The sequence below is a fragment of the Ideonella sp. genome (assembly GCF_041914305.1).
Classification (GTDB): domain Bacteria; phylum Pseudomonadota; class Gammaproteobacteria; order Burkholderiales; family Burkholderiaceae_C; genus Ideonella.
Genome location: NZ_JAYSDQ010000024.1, coordinates 59,321 through 81,117 on the forward strand (window position 1 = coordinate 59,321; position 21,797 = coordinate 81,117).

The window sequence follows — 21,797 nt, forward strand, 5'->3', positions numbered from 1 at the left end:
CGCCATGGTGCTGCGGCCGTCGGCCGCCAGCGGCACCCCACACCGAAGGGAGAGCCCATGTTCGATTCACTGCGCACCGACCCCACCTTCCACCCCTCGCCCCGCCTGGCGATGCAGGCCGAACGCGAGCGCATCGCCTACACCGCGCTGCTGTCGCCCGACGGCTCGCGCCCCGACGCGCTGGCGGTGGTCGACCTCGACCCCGGCTCGGCCCGCTACGGCACGGTGCTGCACCGGCTGGACATGCCGTACCGCGGCGACGAGCTGCACCACTTCGGCTGGAACGCCTGCAGCTCGGCGCTGTCGCCGATGTCGGGCCATGCCTTCGTCAAGCGCCGCTACCTGGTCATCCCGGGCCTGCGCTCGTCGCGCCTGTACATCGTCGACACCCAGCCCGACCCGACGCGCCCGACGATCGCCCGCGTGATCGAGCCCGAAGAGGTGATGCGCAAGACCGGCTACTCGCGCCCGCACACCGTGCACTGCGGCCCCGAGGGCATCTACATCAGCACGCTCGGCGGCGGCGGTGCCGACGGCACGCAGGGCCGGCCCGGCGTATTCTTGATGGACTGCGAAAGCTTCGAGTTGCTGGGCCAGTGGGAGATCGACCCCGGCCCGCAGAAGCTGCACTACGACTTCTGGTGGAACCTGCCGCGCGACTACATGGTGTCCAGCGAATGGGGCCTGCCGCCGCAGTTCGAAAACGGCATCGTCGCCGAAGACCTGCTGGCCAACCGCTACGGCCACCGGCTGCATTTCTGGGAGCTGCGCGCGCGCCGCCACGTGCAGACGATCGACCTCGGCGCCAACCACCAGATGGCGCTCGAGATCCGCCCGGCGCACGACCCGACGAAGGAGTACGGCTTTCTCGGCGTGGTGGTCGACACCACCAACCTCGAAGGCTCGATCTGGACCTGGTACCGCGAGGGCGGCCAGTTCCACGCCAGGAAGACCGCGGTGATCCCGGCCGAGCCGGCCGATGCGTCGCAGTTGCCGGCGCTGCTGAAGGGCTTTGGCGCCGTGCCACCGCTGATCAGCGACATCGACCTGTCGCTCGACGACCGTTTTCTCTATGTCGCCTGCTGGGGCACCGGCGAGCTGCGGCAGTACGACGTCACCGACCCGATGAACCCGCGCCTGGCCGGCAGCGTGCGCGTCGGCGGCATCGCCAAGCACACGCCGCACTCGAACGGCTCGGCCTTCGGCGGCGGGCCGCAGATGGTCGAGATCAGCCGCGACGGCCGGCGCGTGTACTTCACCAACTCGCTGTACAGCCGCTGGGACCAGCAGTTCTACCCCGACGGCGTGCCGGGCCGCCAGGTCCTGTGCCACGCCGGCCAGGACGGCGGGCTGAGGCTGGACGACAACTTCGTCGTCGACTTCGGGCCCGACTACTGCGCACACCAGATCCGGCTGCAGGGCGGCGACTGCTCGACCGATTCGTTCTGCTACCCCTCGGCCTGAGCGCACCGCCGCCGTGTCCAACGCCACGCTGTGGGCCGGCGTCGTCGCCATCGGGCTGTACCACGGCCTGAACCCGGCCATGGGCTGGCCACTGGCGGTGGCCAACGGCCTGGGCGAGCGGCGCAGCGCGGCCGTGTTGGGCACCTGGCTGCCGCTGGGCACCGGCCACCTGCTGGCGATGGCGCTGGTGCTGGTGCCGTTCACGCTGCTCAGCTGGCTGCTGCAGTGGAGCCGCGAGATTCGCATCGGCGCCGGCGTGCTGGTCGTGCTGTTCGGCGTGGCACGGCTGCTGTGGCGTCGCCACCCGCGCTGGCTCGCCCGCATCCGGCCCTCGCAGCTCGCGCTGTGGTCGTTCCTGATGGCCACGGCGCATGGCGCCGCGCTGATGCTGCTGCCGATCGTGATGGGCCTGTGCGCACCCGCCGAGCCCGCCGCGCCCGACCACCAAGCCCTGCTGCAGCTGATGGTCAACGGCCCCGGCACCGCGCTCGCGGTGTCGCTGGTGCACACCACCGCCATGATCGGCTCGGGCCTGGGCATGGCATGGATCGTCTACCGCCACCTCGGCCTGCAAGCGCTCCAAGCCACCTGGCTCGACCTGGACCGCATCTGGGCGCTCGGCCTGATCGCCTCAGGCCTCGCCGCCATCACCCTCTCCCCCCACTGAACCGCCCGCCCGGCAGGGGCCGTGGGGGTCAACAGGTCACCCGCAAGAAGCGCCGCAAGTCAGCGCCGAGCCGGGCCAGGTTCAGCGGCTTGGTCCAGTACTCGACCGCGCCGGCCGCCAGCGCCGCGTCCACCGCCTCGGGCATCGCGCTGGCCGACAGCGCCACCACCGGCGTGCCGTTGAGCAGGTCGCCGGTGCGCAGTTGCTGCAGCAGCTCGGTGCCGTGCATGTCGGGCAGCTGCATGTCCAGCAGCACCAGGTCGAAGTGGCTGTCGCGCCCATGCACCTGCGCCAGCTGCGCGATGCCGGCCTCGCCGGTGGCGGCGCTGCTCAGCGCGACCCCCGGCCAGCGCAGCAGGAACTGCTCGACCAGCATCAGGTTTACAGGGTTGTCCTCGATGTAGAGGATCGAGCCCTCGAGCGAGCCCTCGGCCAGCGCCGGCGTGCCGTCGCCAGGGTCGGGCCCCAGGCGGCGCAGTGCGTCGGCCGGGCTCGAGCGCGGCAGCCGCACGCTCATGCGGGTGCCCCGCCCGGCGCTGCTTTGCGCGCTGATCGTGCCGCCCATCTTCAGCACCAGCTGGCGCGTCAGGTGCAGCCCGATGCCGGTGCCTTCGACGGCACCGCGCTCGCGCCCGAGGCGGTTGAAGGGCTCGAACAGGTGGGTCAGCTGGTCGCTGTTCATGCCGATGCCGTTGTCGACCACGTCGATGCGCAAGGCGTCGCCGTCGTCCACCACCTCGACCCACACCTCGCCGCCGGGGCGGTTGTACTTGCAGCCGTTGGACAGCAGGTTCAGCACCACCTGGCGCAGGCGCGTGGCATCGGCCAGCACGGCCAGCCGCGGGTCAGTGCCGGCCGGCCCCGGGCGCAGCCGCACGTTGTGCCGCGCCGCCAGCGTGGCGGCCACCGACAGGGCCGATTCGATCAGCGGCTGCAGCGCCACCGGCTCCAGCCGCATGTCGAGCTCACCGGCCTCGATGCGCGAAACGTCGAGCACGTCGTCGATCAGTGCCAGCAGGTGCCAGCCGGCTTCGCGCATCAGCTCGAGGTGGTGGTGCTGGCGCGTGCTCATCGGCTCGCGCGGGTCGTCGCTGAGCAGTTGCGCGAAGCCCAGCATCGCGTTCAGCGGCGTGCGCAGCTCATGGCTCATGCGCGACAGGAACTCGGTCTTGGCCTGGCTGGCCACCTCGGCCACGATGCGGGCCTCGCGCGCGGCCTCGGCGGCCAGCCGCTCGGTCAGGTCGTGGATCACCGCGGTCATCGTCGTCTGCGGGCCCTGCCCCTGGCGCGACACGGCGGCCTCGAAGGCAAAGCGCTCGCCATCGGCGCGCAGGCCGTAGAGCCGGCGTTCGCTGCCCAGCGTGACCTGCTCGCGGCCGCTGTCGATGAAGGCCTGCAGCCCGCGCCGGTGCCGCTCGGCCAGCTCGGTCGGGATGAAACCGTCCAGCGGCTGGCCCATCACCTGGTCGGCACTGACGCGGAACATCGTGCAGGCGGCGTGGTTGAACATCACCACGCGCTGCGAGGCATCGAGCGTGATGATCGCGTCCATCGCCGAGTCGACGATGCCCGCCAGCTGGCGCTCGCGTGCCTGCAGCGCCTGCTCGGCACGGCGGCGCGCGGTGATGTCGTGGCTGATCGTCAGCACCGCCGGTTCGCCGTCGTAGTCGATCAGCTCGCCGTTGAACAGGATGATGCGTTCGGTGCCGTCGACCCCGTGCACCTTGGCCTCGAAGTCGCGCACCCGGCCGTTGGCCTTCATCATCGCCATCATGCGCTCGTAGTCTTCGGGCGACATGCCCACGCCCAGCTCGCGCAGGTTGTAGCCCAGCAGCTGCTCGCGCGGCCGGCCCACGCGCTGCGCGAAGACCGGGTTCAGGTCGAGCAGGCGACCGTCTTCGAGCGTGCGCACCGCGATGCCGGTCGGCGACGCGTCGAAGATGCTCTTGAAGCGCCGGTGGTCGGTGGCGGCCTGGCGCTGCGCGGCCAGCCGCGCCTGCTCGCGCTGCAGGTTGTCCAGCGCGAAGGCCAGGTCGTCGGTCAGCTGGCGCAGCAGGTCGACCAGCGCATCGTCGAACCAGTCGGTCTCGTCCATGTGCAGCAGCAGCACGCCGACGATGTCGCCCGCGCAGCGCAGCGGGAACACCACCTGCGCGCGCACGCCGGCGGCGTCGGCCCGCCGCTGCCAGTCGCCGGCGCAGGCATCGAGCGCCATGTCGTTGCACACGCCCGGCAGGCCGGCGAACAACGCGCGGCCGGTCAGCGTGTCGGCAAAACCTTCGGCCTGCAGGTCGAGCCGCGTCGGCATCGCGCCAAACAGGCAGTCGGCCGGGCCGGCCCAGGCCACCGCCACCAGCTGGCCGTCGGTGGTCAGCCAGGCGCTCGCGATGCGCGCCTGGCCCGCGTCGACGCAGGCATCGCAGGCCTCGTGCAGCAGCTCGTCGCGCGGGGCGCGGTGGATGATCGCGCGCTGGGTGCGCGACAAGGCGGTGAGAAAACCCGACAGCCGCCGCACCTGCTGCTCGGCGCGGCGCTGGTCGGTCACGTCTTCGCCGATGCTGGCGCGGCCGACCACCAGGCCCCGCTCGTCGCGCAGCACGGTGCTGCTCCAGCGCACCAGGCGGTGCTCGCCGCTGCGGGTCAGCAGCACGGCCTCGTTGTGCGCCGGCAGGTGGCCCTCGCGCAGCGCGGCGTGCCAGGCCTCGTGCTCGCCATGGCTGCCGTGCGGCAGGCAACGCTCGCCGAAGTCGGCGCCGGCCAGCTCGTCCAGCTGCCAGCCGGTGCGCTGCAGGAAGAACTCGTTGCAGTAGGTGATGCGGCCCTCGCGGTCGGCGGCGATCGCGAACAGCTCGACCGTGTCCAGCATCTCGCGAAAGCGCCGCTCCGATTCGGCCAGCCGGGCCTGCGCGCGGTCGCGGCCGTCGAGCATGCGGTTGAACTCGCTGGCGACGGTGCGGAACTCGCCGGGCAGGCCTTCGTCGGCGCGGGCCTGCGGCTCGCCTTCGGCCACCGCGCGGGCGGTCGCGGCCAGGTGGGCCAAGGGCGCCACCAGCCGGTGCGACAGCCGCCAGGCCAGCCACAGCACCAGCGCCGACAGCAGCGCCAGCGCCAGCACCGCCTGGCGCGCCTGGCTGCGCGCCGGCGCGAGCACCGAATCCTCGGGCACGCCGGCCACCACCGTCAGGCCCCAACGGCCGACCGGCACAGCGGCATAGAAGCGGCGCACGCCGTCGACCCCCACCCCCAGGCCCTGCCCTTCTGGCGATGCGCGAAGAAAGGCCTCGAGCCGCGCCGACTCGTCGTGGCCGATCCACTTCTCGGGCTCCGGGTAGCGGCCGATCACGATGCCGGTGCGGTCCTGCAGCACCACCGTGCCGCCGTCGGGCTCGGCATGGCGGCGCCAGCCTTCGGACCAGGCCGTCAGGTCCAGCGTCAACACCAGCAAGCCGACCGGCCGGCCGTCCGGGCCCGGCACGCTGCGCATCAGCGGCAGCACCAGCTTGTCGGCCACCGGGCCCCAGCGCGGCCGGCCGACCACCAGCTCGCTGCTGTCGCGCGCCAGCCCGAACTCGGGCGAGTCGGCCGGGCTGGCCGGCATGCGCGCGCTGTCGACCGAGGCGCACAGCACCTGTCCGTCCAGCCCCACCAGGCCGGCGTTGGCCAGCAGCGGGTCGATGCGCAACAGGCCGGCGAGCAAGGTCTTGCAGCCGGCCACGTCGGCCTGGCGGATCTCGGGCCGGTCGCTCAGAAAATCGAGCAGCTGGCGGTTGCGCTGCAGCGTGCTGTCGACCTCTTCGGCCAACAGCTCCGAGCGCTTGTGGGCACTGTCCATGACCCGCGCCTCGGCCGCCTGCCGGTCCTGGAAGATGTCGAACACCAATGCCAGCAGCCAGGGCAGGGTGACCACCCCGACCAGCAACAACAGTCGGCCTAAGAAGGTGCGCGCGGGTTTCATCGGGCGCCACGGCGGGGGACACCGTAGCCAGCCGAGGGTAGTGCAGGCGGGCACGCGCGACAAGCGCGCGCACCAGACACGCGCATCCGACCCACGCAGCCCGCCCGTTGGGCGCGCGTGCAGGCCGCCCACCACCCACGGCGGGTGGCCGCGCGCCGAACGGCACCCCGCCGCACTGGGCATTCATCCAGTATGCTGGCAGGGTGTCTGCCGTCGTCGCCCCGCCCCGCCCTGCCGCCCCTGGCCGCGTCGACCCGCTGGCCTCGCTGAACGACGACCAGCGCGAAGCCGCCACCCACGGCCACGGCCCGTTGCTGGTGATTGCCGGCGCCGGTGCCGGCAAGACGACCACGCTGGCCGCGCGGGTGGCGCAGCTGGTGCTCGGCGGCGCCGACCCGAACCGCCTGCTGCTGCTGACCTTCTCGCGCCGCGCCGCGCAAGAGATGCAGCAGCGCGTGGCGGCCATGCTGCAGGCCGCGCTCGGCCTGTCGGCCGCCGCGGCGCCACAGCTGCCCTGGGCCGGCACCTTCCACGCGATCGGCGCGCGGCTGCTGCGCGAGCAGGCGGTGCGGCTGGGCCTGTCGGAAGACTTCAGCATCCTCGACCGCGGCGACGCCGAAGACCTGATGGGCTGGGTGCGCGAGGCGCAGGGGCTGGCCCGCGCGGCCGAAAGCGGCGCCATGCGCTTTCCGCTCAAGGGCACCTGCCTGGCGATCTACTCGCGCGTCGTCAACAGCCAGGCGCCGCTGGGCGACGTGTTGCGCGAGGCCTTTGCCTGGTGTGTGGACGCCGAGGCGGGCCTGCGCACGCTGTTTCGCGCCTACGAAGCGGCCAAGCGCGAGCAGCAGGCGCTCGACTACGACGACCTGCTGCTGTGGTGGGCCGAGATGATGCGCGAGCCCGACATCGCCGGCTGGCTGGGCGAGCGCTTCACCCACGTGCTGGTCGACGAATACCAGGACACCAACCGGCTGCAGGCCGCGATCCTGCTGGCGCTCAAGCCTCGGGGCGACGGGCTGACGGTGGTGGGCGACGATGCGCAATCGATCTACGCCTTCCGCGCCGCCGAGGTGCGCAACATCCTGGACTTCCCGGCCGCGTTCACGCCGCCGGCGCGCATCGTCACGCTGGCGCGCAACTACCGCGCGACGCAGCCGCTGCTCGACGCGGCCAACGCGGTGATCGCGCTGGCCCCCGAGCGCTTCACCAAGCAGCTGTGGACCGACCGCCCCGGCGCCGAGCGGCCGCAGCTGGTGGCGGTGGACGACGACTCGGCGCAGGCGCGCTGGGTCGTCGACGGCGTGCTGGCGCGGCGTGAGGGTGGGCTGAAGCTCAAGTCGCAGGCGGTGCTGTTCCGCACGTCGTCGCACAGTGCCGCGCTGGAGCTCGAGCTCGCGCGCCGCAACGTGCCCTACGTCAAGTACGGCGGCCTGAAATTTCTCGAAGCCGCGCATGTGAAAGACGTGCTGTCGCTGCTGCGCTGGGCCAGCAACCCGCGGCACCGGCTGGCGGGCTTTCGCGTCGCGCAGCTGGTGCCGGGCATCGGGCCGGCCACGGCGCGCCGCCTGCTCGATGCGATGGACGCCAGCGCCGACCCGCACGCCGTGCTGCAGGCCTTCGAGCCGCCCGCCACGGCCCGTGGCGAGTGGGCCCCGCTGGCCCGGCTGCTGCGGGGTTTGAGCGAGGCCCCCGATTGGCCGAACGAGCTGGCCGCGGTGGCCGACTGGTACCTGCCGCAGATGGAGCGGCTGCACGACCACCCGGCGCCGCGCCAGGCCGACATCGAGCAGCTGGCCCGGCTGGCCAGCGGCCACGCCAGCCGCGAGCGCTTCCTGACCGAGCTGACGCTGGACCCACCGCAAGCCACCAGCGACGAGGCCGGCGACCCGCACCAGGACGAGGACTACCTGATCCTGTCGACGATCCACGCCGCCAAGGGCCAGGAGTGGGCCTCGGTGACGGTGCTGAACGTGATCGACGGCTGCCTGCCGGGTGACCTGTCGACCGCCACCCGCGTGCAGCTCGAAGAAGAGCGGCGCCTGTTGTACGTGGCGATGACCCGCGCGCGAAATCACCTGGCCCTGATGGTGCCGCAGCGCTTTTACGTCACGCAGCAGCGCCGCTTCGGCGACCGCCACCTGTATGGCGGGCTGTCGCGCTTCATCCCGCCCGAGGTGGCGGCGCATTTCGACAGCACCGGCCCCAGCACCCCGACCTGGGCCAGCGGCCCGCTGACGCCACCGCCGGGCCCCGTGCTGGACCTGGCACGGCGGCTGCGCGAGCGCTGGTGAACAGGGCACCCGGCGCCGGCCGGCTCAGGTGCCCCGCGCCACCAGCCGGCTGTTGGCGATGCCGACCCGCACGGCGCCCCAGTGGCGGCCGTTCAGGTAGATCGGCATCGACAGGTCGTTGATGACCTCGCCGGTGTCGCGCAGGTAGCACTGGAACAGCGTCGGCTTGGTGTTGGCGGCCAGCTTGCGGCCCACCGGGTCGTCGAACAGGCGCTTGTGGCGGGTGTGCGCCAAGTCGTGGTCGTAATGGCCGTTGGGCGGCTCGGAGAAGACCTTGTTGTGCGCCGGCGCGTAGCCCTTGGTGTCGACCGCCAGCGCGTAGGCGCAACCTTCGAGCGTGCGCAGCGTCTCGTCGTACAAGGCCTGCAGATCGGCCTCCACCTGCGCGTCGTAGCCGGTGGTGTAGCGCGGCGGGTTCGAGCCCGCGACCTGCTGGTAGTGCTGGTCGAACACGTTCAGGCCCTTGGCGTGGTGGCGCGCCAGGCAGTTGGTGGTGCGCGCGTGCAGCTCAGCGGTGGCTTCGACCAGATCGTCGAATACGGTCCCGCCGGTGCGGAACGTGGCCAACGAGGCCTGGATCTCTTCGGTGCTGGTGCGCAACTGGTCGACCCGGCCGGCCGAGTCGGCCATCAGCGTGTGGACCTCGCCGGCGGTGGCGGAGACGGCGGCGATGCGGGTGTTCATCTCCCGGTTCACCGCGCCGAGCTCGTCGATCGCGCTGGCGATCTGGCCCACGTTGTGCGCCATCTCGCGAAAGTCGCGCATGAAGGCTTCGAACCGGCTCACCGTGCTGCTCATGCCGGCCACCGAGGTGCTGACGCCTTCGCTGATCTGCCGCGTCCCGGCGGTGGTGGATTCGACCAGGTGCAGCATCGCATCGCTGCGCTCGCTGATTTCCTTGGTCTCGGCGTTGACGCGCGCGGCCAGGCCCCGGACCTCGTTGGCCACCACCGCGAAGCCGCGCCCGGCTTCACCGGCGCGCGCCGCCTCGATCGCGGCGTTCAGGGCCAGCAGGTTGGTCTGCATCGCGATGCCCTGGATCACCGAGCCGATGTCGCCGATCGCCTTCGCGCCCTCGGCCAGCTGGGCCACGGTGCCGGCGAACTGCGCCACGGTCGTCTCCATCCGGGCGATGCGCTGGCGCACCTGCTCCAGCTCGTCCATCGAGGTCACCGCGGCGGCCAGCGAGCGGTCCGACATCTGCGTGATGACCTTGGCCGCCGCCTCGGCATTGGCCGACAGCTGGGTCACACGGGCCGCGTCGGCGGACAGGGCCTGGGCGTCCTTGCGCTGCAGCTCGGCCTTGCTGGCGGTGAGGTCGACCTGCTTTTTCAGGTGGGCCACGTCGAACGCGGTGCGAATGCCGCCGGCGCGCGCCGCGATGATGAGCTCGCGGAAGTCCTGCAAGAACTGGCGCAGCCCGCGCGACAGGCGCGTCCACCCGTTGACGCGGACATCGAGCGCCGCGCTGCCTTCATTGATGCGGGCGATCGCCGACTGGGCGGAGCCCGGGATGCGCAACAGGCCCGCCCAGGCCCGCGGGCGTTTGCCCGCAGCCGGCGGCGGGCCGCCCCCGGGCGCGTGGCCGTCGGCCACGTTCGAAGAGGCCCGGCCCGTGGCCATGCTTCCATTGGGCGACATGATGACGACTCCTGCATGCCGCAGCGCCCCGCCGGGCAGCCCGCGGGCCTGTTCCTGGACGTCGTCATGATCATCCGCGCCCCCGCCGGCCAGGTTGACTCGTGTCAATTCCGTGCGGGCGGCGCCGGCGCCGTGGCGCTATGCGTGCTTTGGTCACGCAAAAACGCCGGCGCAGGTGGCCCGGCGCCGGCGGCGAACATGGCCGCCCCACGCGGCCACGACGTCTCAACAGGAGGCGGCGCTCACCTCAAGGCGTCCACCAGTTGCCCGACACGGTGAGCAACACGTGCATGCGGATCGCGTCGCCAAAGTAATCGACCTTGGTGCCGTAGTTGCCGCCGGTGATCGAGGTCCACAGGCTGTTCAGCCAGCTTTGCGCGCCCGAGCCGCCCATCATCGCGTTGACCGCCATCGGCGCGGTGAACGACAGGTCGTCGTAGTTGACGTAGCTGCTGCCGTTGGTGCCGTTCTTCACGTAGTAGCCGGCGCGGATGCCGGTGGGCTTGCCACTGGTCTTGCCCTTGATCCACGAGGCCATCTTCTGCTGCGGCGCCAGCATGTCGGTCTTGCCGTTGTTCAGCCAGCTCATCGCCAGGCGCCACGGCGTGCGGCACGAGTTGTAGTTGAAGTCACCGTCGTGCTTGCTCTCGAGGTAGGTGCCCGACACCGGCACCCAGTTCGAACCCGAGCGGACCATGAAGTCGGGCATCAGGCCGGTCGAGCCGCTGCCGTGGCCGTACTGGTAGTTCACGGCCTGCGAGATCGTGTTGTAGACGTTGTTCCACTTGCTCGCATTCGCGCTGTCGTACTTGGCGAACGCCAGGATGTGGCCGGTCATGAAGTCCGACGGGCGGGTGTGGTTGGCATCGCCGCCCGACGCCCAGTCGCCCGGGGTCAGGTTCCAGTAGGTGGAGTTGACCTCGTATTTCAGGATGTCGTGCATCACCTCCAGCGCGCGGGCCTGGTAGTTGATGCTGCCCGACGAGCCCCATTGCACGTGGGCCAGCAGCAGCGAGTAGGCGATGTCCAGGTCACCGTCGGTGGCCGAGTCGTTGCCTTCGACGTTCTTCATCACGCCGCCCGAGTACGTCTGCTTCCACGACATCAGGTGCGGGCCGTTGCTGCTGTAGTGCTTGGTGAAGTAGCCGTACATCGAGTCGAAGTTGGTCTTGTCGCCCATGTAGGCGGCCAGCACCATGCCGTAGCCGTGCGCTTCGGAGACGGTCGAGTTGGTGTCGTCGTACTTGACCCAGGTGCCCTGGCCGCCGAGCGTGCGCAGGTAGTTGGTCTTCCAGGCGTTGTAGTGGGTGGTGACCTTGCCGTCCATCGCCGACTGGCTGACGTTGTTGGGCTTGATCGCGCCCGAGGTGTAGGTCACGTGGTACGGGAACGGCCGCGCCGTGGCGGTGACGCTCTCGGCTTGTGCGTCGATCGCGGCGGCCTGCTGGTCGGGGGCGGCGTCGGTCGCGTCGGCGACGTCGGCAGCGTCGGTGCTCTGGGCCTCTTGGGCGCCCGCGCCAGGGCTGCTCGGCCCGTGCTGCACGCGCAGCCCGATGCGCGGCGTGTTCTGCGCGGTTTCGGTCGGCCCGGTGTCGTCTTCGCCACCACCGCCACAGCCGCCCAGCAAGGCGGTCGTCAATGCCGCCAGCGTGAAGCCGGCCAATGCGATCGGTCGTACAGCAATCATCACGCGTCTCTCCTCGTCGTCAGGGGTTGGAATGTGAGCCGCATCTTCGGCCCGCAACCGTCCGACGGAAATCCGGCGGCTTGCTGCATCGACATGGGCGTTCTACCTAGGGGCAAATGCTTCTGGCGCAACAAGGCGTCACCGCCGGCGCAAGCGCCCCCGCGCGCGCCGGGCTGGCGCAGCGCCAATCAGCGATGGTGGAGTTGGTGGCGCGCGCCGAACCACATCATCGACGCACGCGGCAAGGCGCCGCGCGGGCGGTGGCAGCAGAAGGCGTCGATGCCCGTGAGCGGCCCGGGGCGGGCTCGCTCAGGGTGTCAGGCGACGTTCGGCCGTTCGTAGCCGAAGCGGTTGATGATGAACTTCTCGCGCCGCGCGACGATGTCGATGCTCTCGACGTCGTAGTAGTGCGCGAACGGGTGCGGGCGGGTCGACTTGTTGGTCGGCTTGGCCTCGTAGATCTTGGCCCGCTGCTGGTCGGTCAGCACGATCTGGCAGCTGTCCAGCGCGTGCACCAGGTCGTCGGCCAGCGTGTGCTGGCGCACGATGTGCTTGACCGCGACACGATCGGCCTCGAACGCGCGCAGCATCTTCTGCGTGTTGATCGTCGGCGGGATCTCGTCGGCGCCGGGCACGAACAGGCTGAAGTAGCGGAAGGTCATCAAGCCGCCCAGCTTGCCGATCGGCGACTTCGAGAAGCCGTCTTCGACCAGCCGCCGCGCCGCCGGCGAGCAGACCAGCCGCAGCCATTCGCGAAAGGCCTCGGCGTCGGACGGGTCCTTGTAGTAGAAGTTCTTGGCCCGATCGACCCCCAGGCGGTCGGGGATCAGGATCGGCTTCCACTTCTTTTCGCCCGGCTCCAGCGCGATGCCGCGCCCGGCGGCCAGGGCCTTGATCTTTTCCTTCTGCGCCTTGCGGACCTCGGCCAGCTTGGGCTGCACGCGCTCCCAGCGCTTGGCGTTGGTCAGGCGCTGGTAGAGCTTGCCTTGCTGCTGGCAGCCATACGACCACAGCGACAGGTACCAGCCCCAGGGGTCACGCACCGAGCCGAGGAACTCGCGGCCGCTGGCCAGCAGCTCTGCCGACGGCACGTTGTGTTTGCCGTCGTTCTTGCCGCCAACGGTTTCCTTCAGCAGGTTTTTGATGTGGGTCGAGCCGGTCTTCTGCAGCTCGACGAAAACGACTTTGTCGGAGATCAACACGGCAGGCCTCGACAGGTACGGGAAATGAGCGCGGCAAGTGTCTCTTGCCATTGGCGAGAAATGTAACTGCCGTTCTTGGGGGGCAATGTCCCGCACCGGGTTTGCCCCAGGCATTCTTCGCAACGTGATGAAACTATGATTCGAGCATCGTGTAAACGTTTCCATGTTGAAAACGCCGCTCTTCACCTCTTAACTCGATATGGCATCGATCGAATTTCCGCCTGACTTCGTGTGGGGCGCTGCGACAGCTGCTTACCAAGTCGAGGGATCTCCGCTGGCCGACGGGGCCGGCACCAGCAGTTGGCACCGCTTCGTGCGGACCCCCGGCCGGGTGCGCGACGGCGACACCGGCGACGTCGCCTGCGACCACTACCGCCGCTGGCCCGAAGACCTGCAGCTGATGCGCCAGCTCGGGTTGACGAGCTACCGCTTCAGCATTTCGTGGTCGCGCATCCTGCCCGAAGGCCGGGGCCGCGTGAACCCGGCCGGCCTGGCCCACTACGAGCGCAAGGTCGACGCGCTGCTGGCCGCCGGCATCGCCCCCAACATCACGCTCTACCACTGGGACCTGCCGGCCGAGCTGGACGACCGCGGCGGCTGGCTCCACCCCGACAGCGTCGACTGGTTCGGCGACTACGCCGAGGTGCTGTTCAAGGCCCTGGGCGACCGGGTGCCGATGTGGGCCACCTTGAACGAGCCCTGGGTCATCACCGACGGCGGCTACCTGCACGGCACGCTCGCGCCCGGCCACCGCAGCGCCTACGAGGCCGCCATCGCGGCACGCCGGCTGATGTGCGCCCACGGCCGCGCGGTGCAGGCCTTCCGGGCCCAGGTGCCGGCGCGGCCCGACCGGCAGATCGGCCTGGTCGTCAACATCGAGCCCAAGTACCCGGCCAGCCAGAGCACGGCCGACCGCGCCGCCGCCGCGCGCGCCGACGCCTACATGAACCGCCAGTTCCTCGACCCCGCGCTGCGCGGCCAGACGCCGCCCGAGCTGCCCGAGGTCTTCGGCGAAGCCTGGGTCGACTGGACGGCCGACGAGCTGGCGCTGGCCCGGCAGCCGCTGGACTTCGTCGGCATCAACTACTACACCCGCGCCGTCGTGCGCGACGACCCCAGTGTGTGGCTGCTGCGCGCCGCGCCGGTGCGCCAGGCTCATGCCACCCACACCGAGACGGCCTGGGAGGTCTACCCGCCCGGCTTGACTGACACGCTGGTCTGGTTCAAGCAGCACTACGGCGACCTGCCGCTGTACGTGACCGAGAACGGCTCGGCGTTCTACGACCCGCCGACCGTCGACGGCCCGCAGCTCGACGACCCGCTGCGCACCGACTACCTGCGCCGCCACCTGCGCGCGCTGCACGCCGCCCGCGAGGCGGGCGTGAACCTGAAGGGCTACTACGCCTGGTCGCTGCTGGACAACCTCGAATGGGCGCATGGCTATTCCAAGCGCTTCGGCCTGATCCATGTCGACTACGCGACCCAGAAGCGAACACCCAAAGCGACTGCCGCGCTGTATACGAAAGTCATTGCCAGCCAGGGGCGTTGCCTGAACGACACGGCCGCCCCACCCTCCACCGGGCCCGGCCCGGCCCCACGGTAAAAACGCTTGCACCGGGGCTGAGGTGATGGCGTCTAATGCGGCCAACGTTCTTCTCCGAGGCCCCGTGGTCGCCTCGCGGGCCATGGCGTGGCAGGTGGCACGGCCGCCTGTCAACGAGCCGGCGCGTGCGCTGCGGCCTCGCCAACCCCCACGCTCCCCCATGGCCACCACCATCAAAGATGTCGCCCGCGAAGCCGGTGTATCGGTTGCCACCGTGTCGCGCGTGATGAACGGCCACGCCGCCGTCACGCCCGAAACGCGCGAACGCATCCAGCGCATCGCCAAAGAGCTGCGCTTCACGCCGTCCAGCGCGGCGCGCAGCCTGATCACCCGCCGCACCCACACCGTCGGCGCCTTGCTGCCCGATTTGCACGGCGAGTTCTTCTCCGAGCTGATCCGCGGCATCGACGTGGCGGCCCGCGCGCGCGGGCTGCACCTGCTGGTGTCGAGCTCGCACGGCAGCACCGCCGAGGCCTCGGCCGCGCTGCGCGCGATGCATGGCCGCGTCGACGGGCTGCTGCTGATGTCGCCCCACATGGACCCGGCCGTGATCAGCGGCAGCCTGCCGCCCGGCATGCCGGCGGTGATCATGAACTCGGGCGTCGACAACACGCTGCACACCACCTTCCGCGTCGACAACTTCGGCGGCGCCCAGGCCATGGTGCACCACCTGGCCTCGGTCGGCCACCGCAGCATCGCGTTCATCGCCGGCCCCGAAGACAACCACGAAGCACAAGAGCGCCTGCGCGGCTACCGCAGCGCGCTGGCCCAGGCGTTGCCCGGCACGCCCGAGCTGGTGCTGCCCGGCGACTTCACCGACGCCAGCGGCGAACGCGCCGGCCACGAGCTGCTCGCGTTGTCGCAGCGCCCGAGCGCGGTCTTCGCCGGCAACGACATGATGGCGCTCGGCTGCCTGGCGGTGATGACGCAACGCGGCCTGTCGGTGCCGCAGGACATCGCGCTGGCCGGCTTCGATGACATCCCGATCTGCCGTTATGTGCACCCACCGCTGACCACCGTGCGGGTGCCGATCGTCGAACTGGGCGCCCTCGCGCTGGCCGAGCTCGCCTCGACCATCGAGGTGCCCGATCGCCCACCGTCCGGCACGCGCCTGCTGCGCGCCGAGCTGGTGGTGCGCCAGTCCAGCCTACGACCGGGCTGACCGCCCTGAGCCCTGGCGAGGCCGACAGTTTCTTTCGCCGCCCGAAGCAAGACCAGAACGAACGGAGACCCCTCGATGACCATCTCGCGTAAACGTTTACATCGCCATGCACTGTCCGCTGCCGCGGCGCTGCTTCTGACCACCGGCAGCGGCCTCGCGCTGGCCCAGCTGAGCACCGCCACGCTGCGCGGCGTGATCAGTGCGGGCCCCGCCGCGCCCCAGGCCGGCACGCCGGTGCTGGCGGTCAACAAGGGCAACGGCAACACCTACCGCACCACCACCGCCGCCGACGGCAGCTATGTGCTGGTGGGCCTGGCGCCGGGGCGCTACGAGGTGCGCGTGGGCGGCGCCGCGACCGAAGTGGTGACGCTGCAGGTCGGCGAGACCGCGACGCTGGACCTGACGCTCGGCGGCACACAGCAGGTCACGATCGTCGGCTCGCTGAATCGCAAGGACGTGAAGGACTCGCAGCTCGGCACCCACGTGACACGGCGCCAGATCGAGAGCCTGCCGCAAAGCACGCGCAACTTCCTCAGCTCGGTCGACCTGGCGCCCGGCGTGGCCTACACCGAGTCGCCCAACACCGGCCAGGTCAACCTGCAAAGCGGCGGGCAGGACCGCAACAACATCAACGTCTACATCGACGGTGTCGGCCAGAAGAACAACATCCTGCGCAACGGCGCCTCGGGCATGGATGCCACCCGCGGCAACCCCTTCCCGCAGTCGGCGATCGCCGAGTACAAGGTGCTGACGCAGAACTACAAGGCCGAGTTCGACCAGGTCAGCGGCGCGGCCATCACCGCGATCACCAAGTCCGGCAGCAACGAGTTCCATGGCGAGGTCTATGTCGACCGCACCGGCACCAACTGGACCGAGAAGACCCCGTTCCAGGAAGAGGCCGAGCGCGCCGGGGTGCCCCGCCCGCCCTCCACCCAGATCCAGGCCGGCGGCGCCATCGGCGGCCCGATCGTGAAGGACCAGATCCATTTCTTCGCCGCCTACGACGGCAAGCAGATCGACAGCTCGCGCCAGGTGATCGCGCAGAACATCAACCTGCTGCCGGCCGACAAGGGCATCGTGCCGGCGCTGCTGGCCGAGGCCGGCGCCACCGTCGACAAGTTCCACGAGGATCTCTTCCTCGGCAAGATCGACGCGCAGCTCAACGATGACCAGCGCCTGACCTTCAGCGCCAAGATCCGCACCGAAACCGACCGCGTGCCGGAGGACACCCGGCTCAGCGTGCCCGGCAACGACAAGGCGCGAAAGAACGACGAGACCCGCATCGACCTGAAGCACGAGTGGACGCTCGGCAGCCTGCTCAGCGAAGCCCGCATCGGCTGGGAGGAATACACCTACAACCCGAAGTCGGCTGCCACCACGCCTTTCATCAAGTACAAGGGCTCGACCTCGGGCACCAAAGACGGCTGGCAGGACGTGCTGTTCGACGGCGGCTCGCCCGACGCGCAGTTCCGCCGGCAGCAGGGCACCTTCATTTCGGAAGAGCTGACCTGGACAGGCGCCAAGGGCCATGTCGTCAAGGGAGGCATCAAGGTCAAGGACATCCAGTACCGCCTCTCGGGCACCTCGCGCAGCGTCGACATCGTGCAGGCGCTCATCGACCCGACCGCCGGCTTCCTCTACTACGACGGCAGCAACTGCACCGGCACCAACATCTCCACCGCCGGCGACAGCTCTGACCAATGCCAGATCGACCGCGCGCTCGCGCCGGCCTCGGTCCACTACGGCAACCAGCAGTACGGCCTGTACCTGCAGGACGACTGGAGCGTGACCCAGCAACTCGAACTCAACCTCGGCGTGCGTTGGGACTACGAGACCAACATGCTGGACAACGACTACGTGACGCCAGAGGATCGGGTGACCGCGCTCTACGCGGAAGACGGCCGCACCATCGCCGGCATCACCGCGCCGGCGGGCCAGACCTACGCCGAATCGCTGGCGCTGGGCGGCATCCACATCGGCGACTACATCGCCGACGGCCACTCGCGCAAAGCCTACAAGCAGGCCTTCGCCCCGCGGGTCGGTGCGTCGTACGACCTGTTCGGCGACCGGGCGTCGATCGTCTTCGGTGGCTGGGGTCGTTCATACGACCGCACGATGGCCAATCACGCGCTGGACGAGAAGCAGAAGAACGCCACGGCCGGCAGCGGCGAGATCTGGCTGATCAACAACGACTTCAAGATGCCGTACGCCGACCAGTACACGATCGGGCTGCGGCAGGCCCTGGGCACCTGGAACGCCGAGATCGCGTACAGCCATGTGCATGCGCAAAACCAGTTCGTCTGGTTCGGCGGCAACCGCGATCCACGGGGCGGTTTCGGCGCGCAAAGCCCGATCGACCCGTTGTGGGGCGGCCCCAATGGCTACGGCACGCTGGTGCTCGGCGACTTCGTCGGCGAGAACAAGACCTCGTCGGTCTTCGTCAAAGCCGACAAGCCCTACACCAGCGAGTCCGGTTGGGGGCTGACCGTCGCCTACACCTACACCGACGCCAAGACCAATGCCCGCAACTGGGACGACGACATCTTCAATTGGACCTACGGCCGCGACACCGCCGGCTTCAACACCTCGCGCCTGGTCGACAAGCACCGCGTGGTGGCCGCGTTGGTCACCGACGGCCTGCTGCCCTGGGGCATCCAGGTGTCGGCCAAGGCCGTCTGGGCCAGCGGCAAGCCGCGCCAGATCACCGACTGCCGTGCCGGCTGGGACCAGTGCGTCTACGTGAAAGGCGAGAGCCGCGACTTCAACCAGGTCGACCTGGGGCTGGCCAAGGACTGGAGCACCGGCTTCGGCAAGCTCAACACCCGGCTCGACGTGCTGAACCTGTTCGACACCAAGAACTACGGCGGCTACAACGACTGGGCCGGCGGCCAGGGCGAACCTCTCAATCCGGACCTCGGCAAGCCCAACTCGATGCGCGGCCCGATGCGCACGATCCGCCTGGTGCTCGGCTACAAGTTCTGATCTTCAGGTCTTTCCCGCTTGTTGACCCGCCCCGCCACGGCCACGCAGGCCGTGGCAGGCTGCGGCCTTGAGCGCACCATCGTTCGCCGATGACCGTCTTCGCCCACCGCCCTGACCGGCGGCGCCTGCTGCTGGCAGGCGCCGCCGCCGCCCTGGTCCACGGCCTGCCCGGCTGCGGCAGCGCCCCTTCGCCACGGCCGATGGCCTTTGGCGAAGGCCACACGCCCGCGCGCCTGGGCGACGCCGCGCTGCTGGACGACATCGAGGCGCGCACCTTCCGCTTCTTCTGGGACACCGCCCACCCGGTCACCGGCCTGGTGCCGGACCGCTGGCCCGCCGCGCCGACGATGGCCAGCGTGGCAGCGGTCGGCTTCGGCCTGACGGCCTACCTGGTCGGTGCCGAGCGCGGCCTGGTGACACGCGCCGAAGCGGCCGAGCGGGTGCACCGCACGCTCGCCTTCTTGGCCCACGCGCCGCAGGGCGAAGCGCCGCGCGGCATGAGCGGCCATCGCGGCTTTTTCTATCACTTTCTCGACATGGCCAGCGGCGCACGCTTCAACGAGCATGTCGAGCTGTCGACCATCGACACCGCGCTGCTGATGGCCGGCGTGCTGGCCACGCAGTCGTACTTCAACGGCAATGACCCGACCGAGTCGCGCATCCGCAGCCTGGCCGAGGCCCTGTACACCCGCGTCGAGTGGCGCTGGGCGCAGGTGCGCGGCGGCCACCTCGTGATGGGCTGGGTGCCCGGCGCCGGCTTCGCGCCGTTCGTCGACTACCACGGCTACGACGAGGCGATGCTGCTGTATCTGCTGGCGCTCGGCTCGCCCACCCACCCGGCGCGCGACGACAGCTGGGCCGCGTTCTGCTCGACCTACCCCCGCACCTGGGGCAGCTTCATGGGCCAGTTGCACCTGGGCGGCGCGCCGCTGTTCTGGCACCAGTATTCGCACGTCTGGGTCGACTTTCGCGGCATCCAGGACACCTACATGCGCGAGCGCGGGCTCGACTACTTCGAGAACAGCCGCCGCGCGGCGCTGGCCCAGCGCGCCTACGCGATCAGCAACCCCGGCGGGTGGAAGGACTACGGCGAAAACGTCTGGGGCCTGACCGCCTGCGATGGCCCGGGCTCGGTGCGCACCGCCGACCACACCGGCCGCCTGCGCGAATTCCACGACTACCGCGCCCGGGGCGCCGGCATGGTCGACCTGCTGGACGACGGCACGCTGGCCCCCACCGCCGCCGCTGCGTCGCTGCCTTTCGCGCCGGCCGAGGTGACCGCCGCGCTGCAGGCCATGCACCAGCGCTTCGGCGCCCACGTCTATGGCCGCTACGGCTTTCTCGACGCCTTCAACACCAGCTTTGTCGACGCCTCGGCGACGTTGTCCAATGGCCGTGTCGCGCCCGGCTTCGGCTGGGTCGACACCGATTACCTCGGCATCGACCAGGGGCCCATCGTCGCGATGATCGCCAACCACCGACATGACCTGATCTGGCGCACGATGCGCGGCAACGCGCATTTGCGGCGTGGTCTTGCACGCGCTGGCTTCAGTGGCGGTTGGCTGAACGCTTCGGCCCGCTCCGTTTCGCCCCATGACCGGCCGATCGCCCAGCCCGCCTGAGCGCCGCCGCTGGCTGCAACGCGCGGTCGTCGCGGCCGCCGCGCTGCCACTGGCCGGCTGCAGCCGCAACGCCAGCGGCCGCACGACGCTGCGCTTCTGGGCCATGGGCCGCGAGGGCGAGGTCGCGCACGAGCTGCTGGCCGGCTTTCGCGCCGAGCAGCCGCAGGTCGACCTGCGCATCGAGCAACTGCCGTGGACGGCCGCGCACGAAAAACTGCTGACCGCCTTCGCCGGCGACGCAACGCCCGACGTGGCGCAGATCGGCAACACCTGGCTGCCCGAGATGGTGGCGCTGGGTGCCGTCGAGCCGCTGGACCCGTGGTTGCGCAGCACCCCGGCGATCACGCCGGACGACTACTTCACCGGCATCTGGCGCACCAACCTGGTCGACGGCCAGCTGCAAGGCCTGCCCTGGTATGTGGACACCCGGCTGCTCTATGTGCGCAGCGACCTGCTGGCGCAAGCCGGCTTCGACCGCATGCCCGACACCTGGGCCGGCTGGCAGCAGGCGATGCTGGGCCTGCAGCGCCTGGGCATCGCCCACCCGCAGCTGATGCCGCTGAACGAGTTCGAGCCGCTGCTGGCGCTGGCACTGCAGCAAGACGACGAGTTGCTGCGCGACGGCGGCCGCCACGGCAACTTCTCGAGCCCCGGCTTCGAGCGCGCGCTCGGCTTCTACCTGCAGATGTTCGAACGCGGCTTCGCCCCCAGCCTGACCAACAACCAGGTGTCGAATCTCTGGCAGGAATTCGGCCGCGGCCAGTTCGCGCTCTACATCTCGGGGCCCTGGAACCTGGGCGAATTTCGCCGCCGGCTCGGGCCCGGGCAGCAGGGCCTGTGGACCACCGCACCGCTGCCCGGCCCCCACGGCCCCGGCGCGTCGATCGCCGGCGGGTCGAGCCTGGTGATGTTTCGCCGCTCACGTGCCCGGCGCGAGGCCTGGGCCCTGATCGAGTACCTGTCGCGGCCCGAGGTGCAACAGCACTTCTACCGCCTGACCGGCAACCTGCCGCCGCGCCGCGCCAGCTGGTCGGCCGACGGCCTGGGCCGCGACCCGCAAGCCTTGGCCTTCGCGCAGCAGCTCGAACGCGTGCGGCCCGCACCGGCCGTGCCGGAGTGGGAGCGCATCGCGCAGGAGATGCAGCTCTTTGCGGCGCGTGCGGTGAACGACCAATCCACCCCAGCATCGGTCGCGCGCGCGCTCGACACGCGGGTCGACGAGTTCTTGGCCAAGCGGCGCTGGATGCTGGACCGGGCGTCGGGGAGCAAGGGTTGAACGCCACGTGGTCAAGGTCTGGTGCCCGACCGGGGCTCCGTCCCCGACGAGGCTCAGTTCGTCCGCGCCCCGCCTGCGGCGGGGTGCCCTGCGATGCTCAATCGTTCGGCCCCGCGCAGAACTCGCTTCGTTCACTTCGCTCACTGCGCTCAGACAGCTGCGCGAGTCGGTTCACGAAGCGCGCTGACGCGCGCGGCCGAACGCTCTGCGCTTCTCGGCGCTGCCACATCGCCTCGCCGGGCACG

At 70.3% G+C, this 21,797-nt stretch carries 12 protein-coding genes; 8 read left to right on the forward strand and 4 right to left on the reverse strand.

The annotated features are described in order from the left end of the window. Positions 1-57 precede the first annotated feature (57 nt). Positions 58-1,464, forward strand: a complete 1,407-nt coding sequence (locus ACE3SG_RS25340; protein WP_374569023.1) for a selenium-binding protein SBP56-related protein — start codon at positions 58-60, stop codon at positions 1,462-1,464. A gap of 13 nt (positions 1,465-1,477) precedes the next feature. After that, entirely contained in the window at positions 1,478-2,131 is a 654-nt protein-coding gene (locus ACE3SG_RS25345; RefSeq protein WP_374569024.1) for a hypothetical protein, read from the forward strand. Between the two features lie 28 nt (positions 2,132-2,159). Here ACE3SG_RS25345 and ACE3SG_RS25350 read toward each other — a convergent pair whose 3' ends face one another. Further along, positions 2,160-6,086, reverse strand: a complete 3,927-nt coding sequence (locus tag ACE3SG_RS25350; protein WP_374569025.1) for a PAS domain S-box protein — start codon at positions 6,084-6,086, stop codon at positions 2,160-2,162. Between the two features lie 203 nt (positions 6,087-6,289). Between ACE3SG_RS25350 and ACE3SG_RS25355 the strand changes: the two genes are divergently transcribed. Then, a complete protein-coding gene (locus ACE3SG_RS25355; protein WP_374569026.1) occupies positions 6,290-8,377 on the forward strand; it encodes an ATP-dependent helicase in 2,088 nt (695 codons plus the stop codon). A gap of 24 nt (positions 8,378-8,401) precedes the next feature. On the opposite strand, the gene ACE3SG_RS25360 is transcribed toward ACE3SG_RS25355, so the two are convergent. From ACE3SG_RS25360 to ACE3SG_RS25370, 3 genes are all read right to left on the reverse strand, one after another. Further along, entirely contained in the window at positions 8,402-10,018 is a 1,617-nt protein-coding gene (locus ACE3SG_RS25360) for a methyl-accepting chemotaxis protein (RefSeq protein WP_374569027.1), read from the reverse strand. A gap of 247 nt (positions 10,019-10,265) precedes the next feature. Then, positions 10,266-11,705: a glycosyl hydrolase family 8 gene (locus tag ACE3SG_RS25365; protein WP_374569028.1), complete on the reverse strand. Its 1,440-nt coding sequence runs from the start codon at positions 11,703-11,705 to the stop codon at positions 10,266-10,268. A 317-nt stretch (positions 11,706-12,022) separates the two neighbouring features. Next, positions 12,023-12,907 carry a hypothetical protein gene (locus ACE3SG_RS25370; protein ID WP_374569029.1) on the reverse strand — a complete coding sequence of 295 codons (885 nt, stop codon included), beginning with the start codon at positions 12,905-12,907 and terminating at the stop codon, positions 12,023-12,025. A gap of 199 nt (positions 12,908-13,106) precedes the next feature. Between ACE3SG_RS25370 and ACE3SG_RS25375 the strand changes: the two genes are divergently transcribed. The 5 genes from ACE3SG_RS25375 (at position 13,107) to ACE3SG_RS25395 (ending at position 21,552) form a co-directional block, all read left to right on the forward strand. Next, positions 13,107-14,510, forward strand: a complete 1,404-nt coding sequence (locus ACE3SG_RS25375) for a GH1 family beta-glucosidase (RefSeq protein ID WP_374569030.1) — start codon at positions 13,107-13,109, stop codon at positions 14,508-14,510. A gap of 160 nt (positions 14,511-14,670) precedes the next feature. After that, positions 14,671-15,672 (forward strand): LacI family DNA-binding transcriptional regulator, encoded by a 1,002-nt coding sequence (locus ACE3SG_RS25380; RefSeq protein WP_374569031.1) that lies wholly within the window; start codon positions 14,671-14,673, stop codon positions 15,670-15,672. Positions 15,673-15,747: 75 nt separating this feature from the next. After that, positions 15,748-18,654, forward strand: coding sequence for a TonB-dependent receptor domain-containing protein (locus ACE3SG_RS25385; RefSeq protein WP_374569032.1), 2,907 nt, complete (start codon positions 15,748-15,750; stop codon positions 18,652-18,654). Positions 18,655-18,743: 89 nt separating this feature from the next. Further along, positions 18,744-20,276, forward strand: coding sequence for a glucoamylase family protein (locus ACE3SG_RS25390; RefSeq protein ID WP_374569033.1), 1,533 nt, complete (start codon positions 18,744-18,746; stop codon positions 20,274-20,276). Then, positions 20,248-21,552: a sugar ABC transporter substrate-binding protein gene (locus tag ACE3SG_RS25395; RefSeq protein WP_374569034.1), complete on the forward strand. Its 1,305-nt coding sequence runs from the start codon at positions 20,248-20,250 to the stop codon at positions 21,550-21,552. The genes ACE3SG_RS25390 and ACE3SG_RS25395 overlap by 29 nt, the downstream gene beginning before the upstream one ends. Positions 21,553-21,797: the final 245 nt, after the last annotated feature.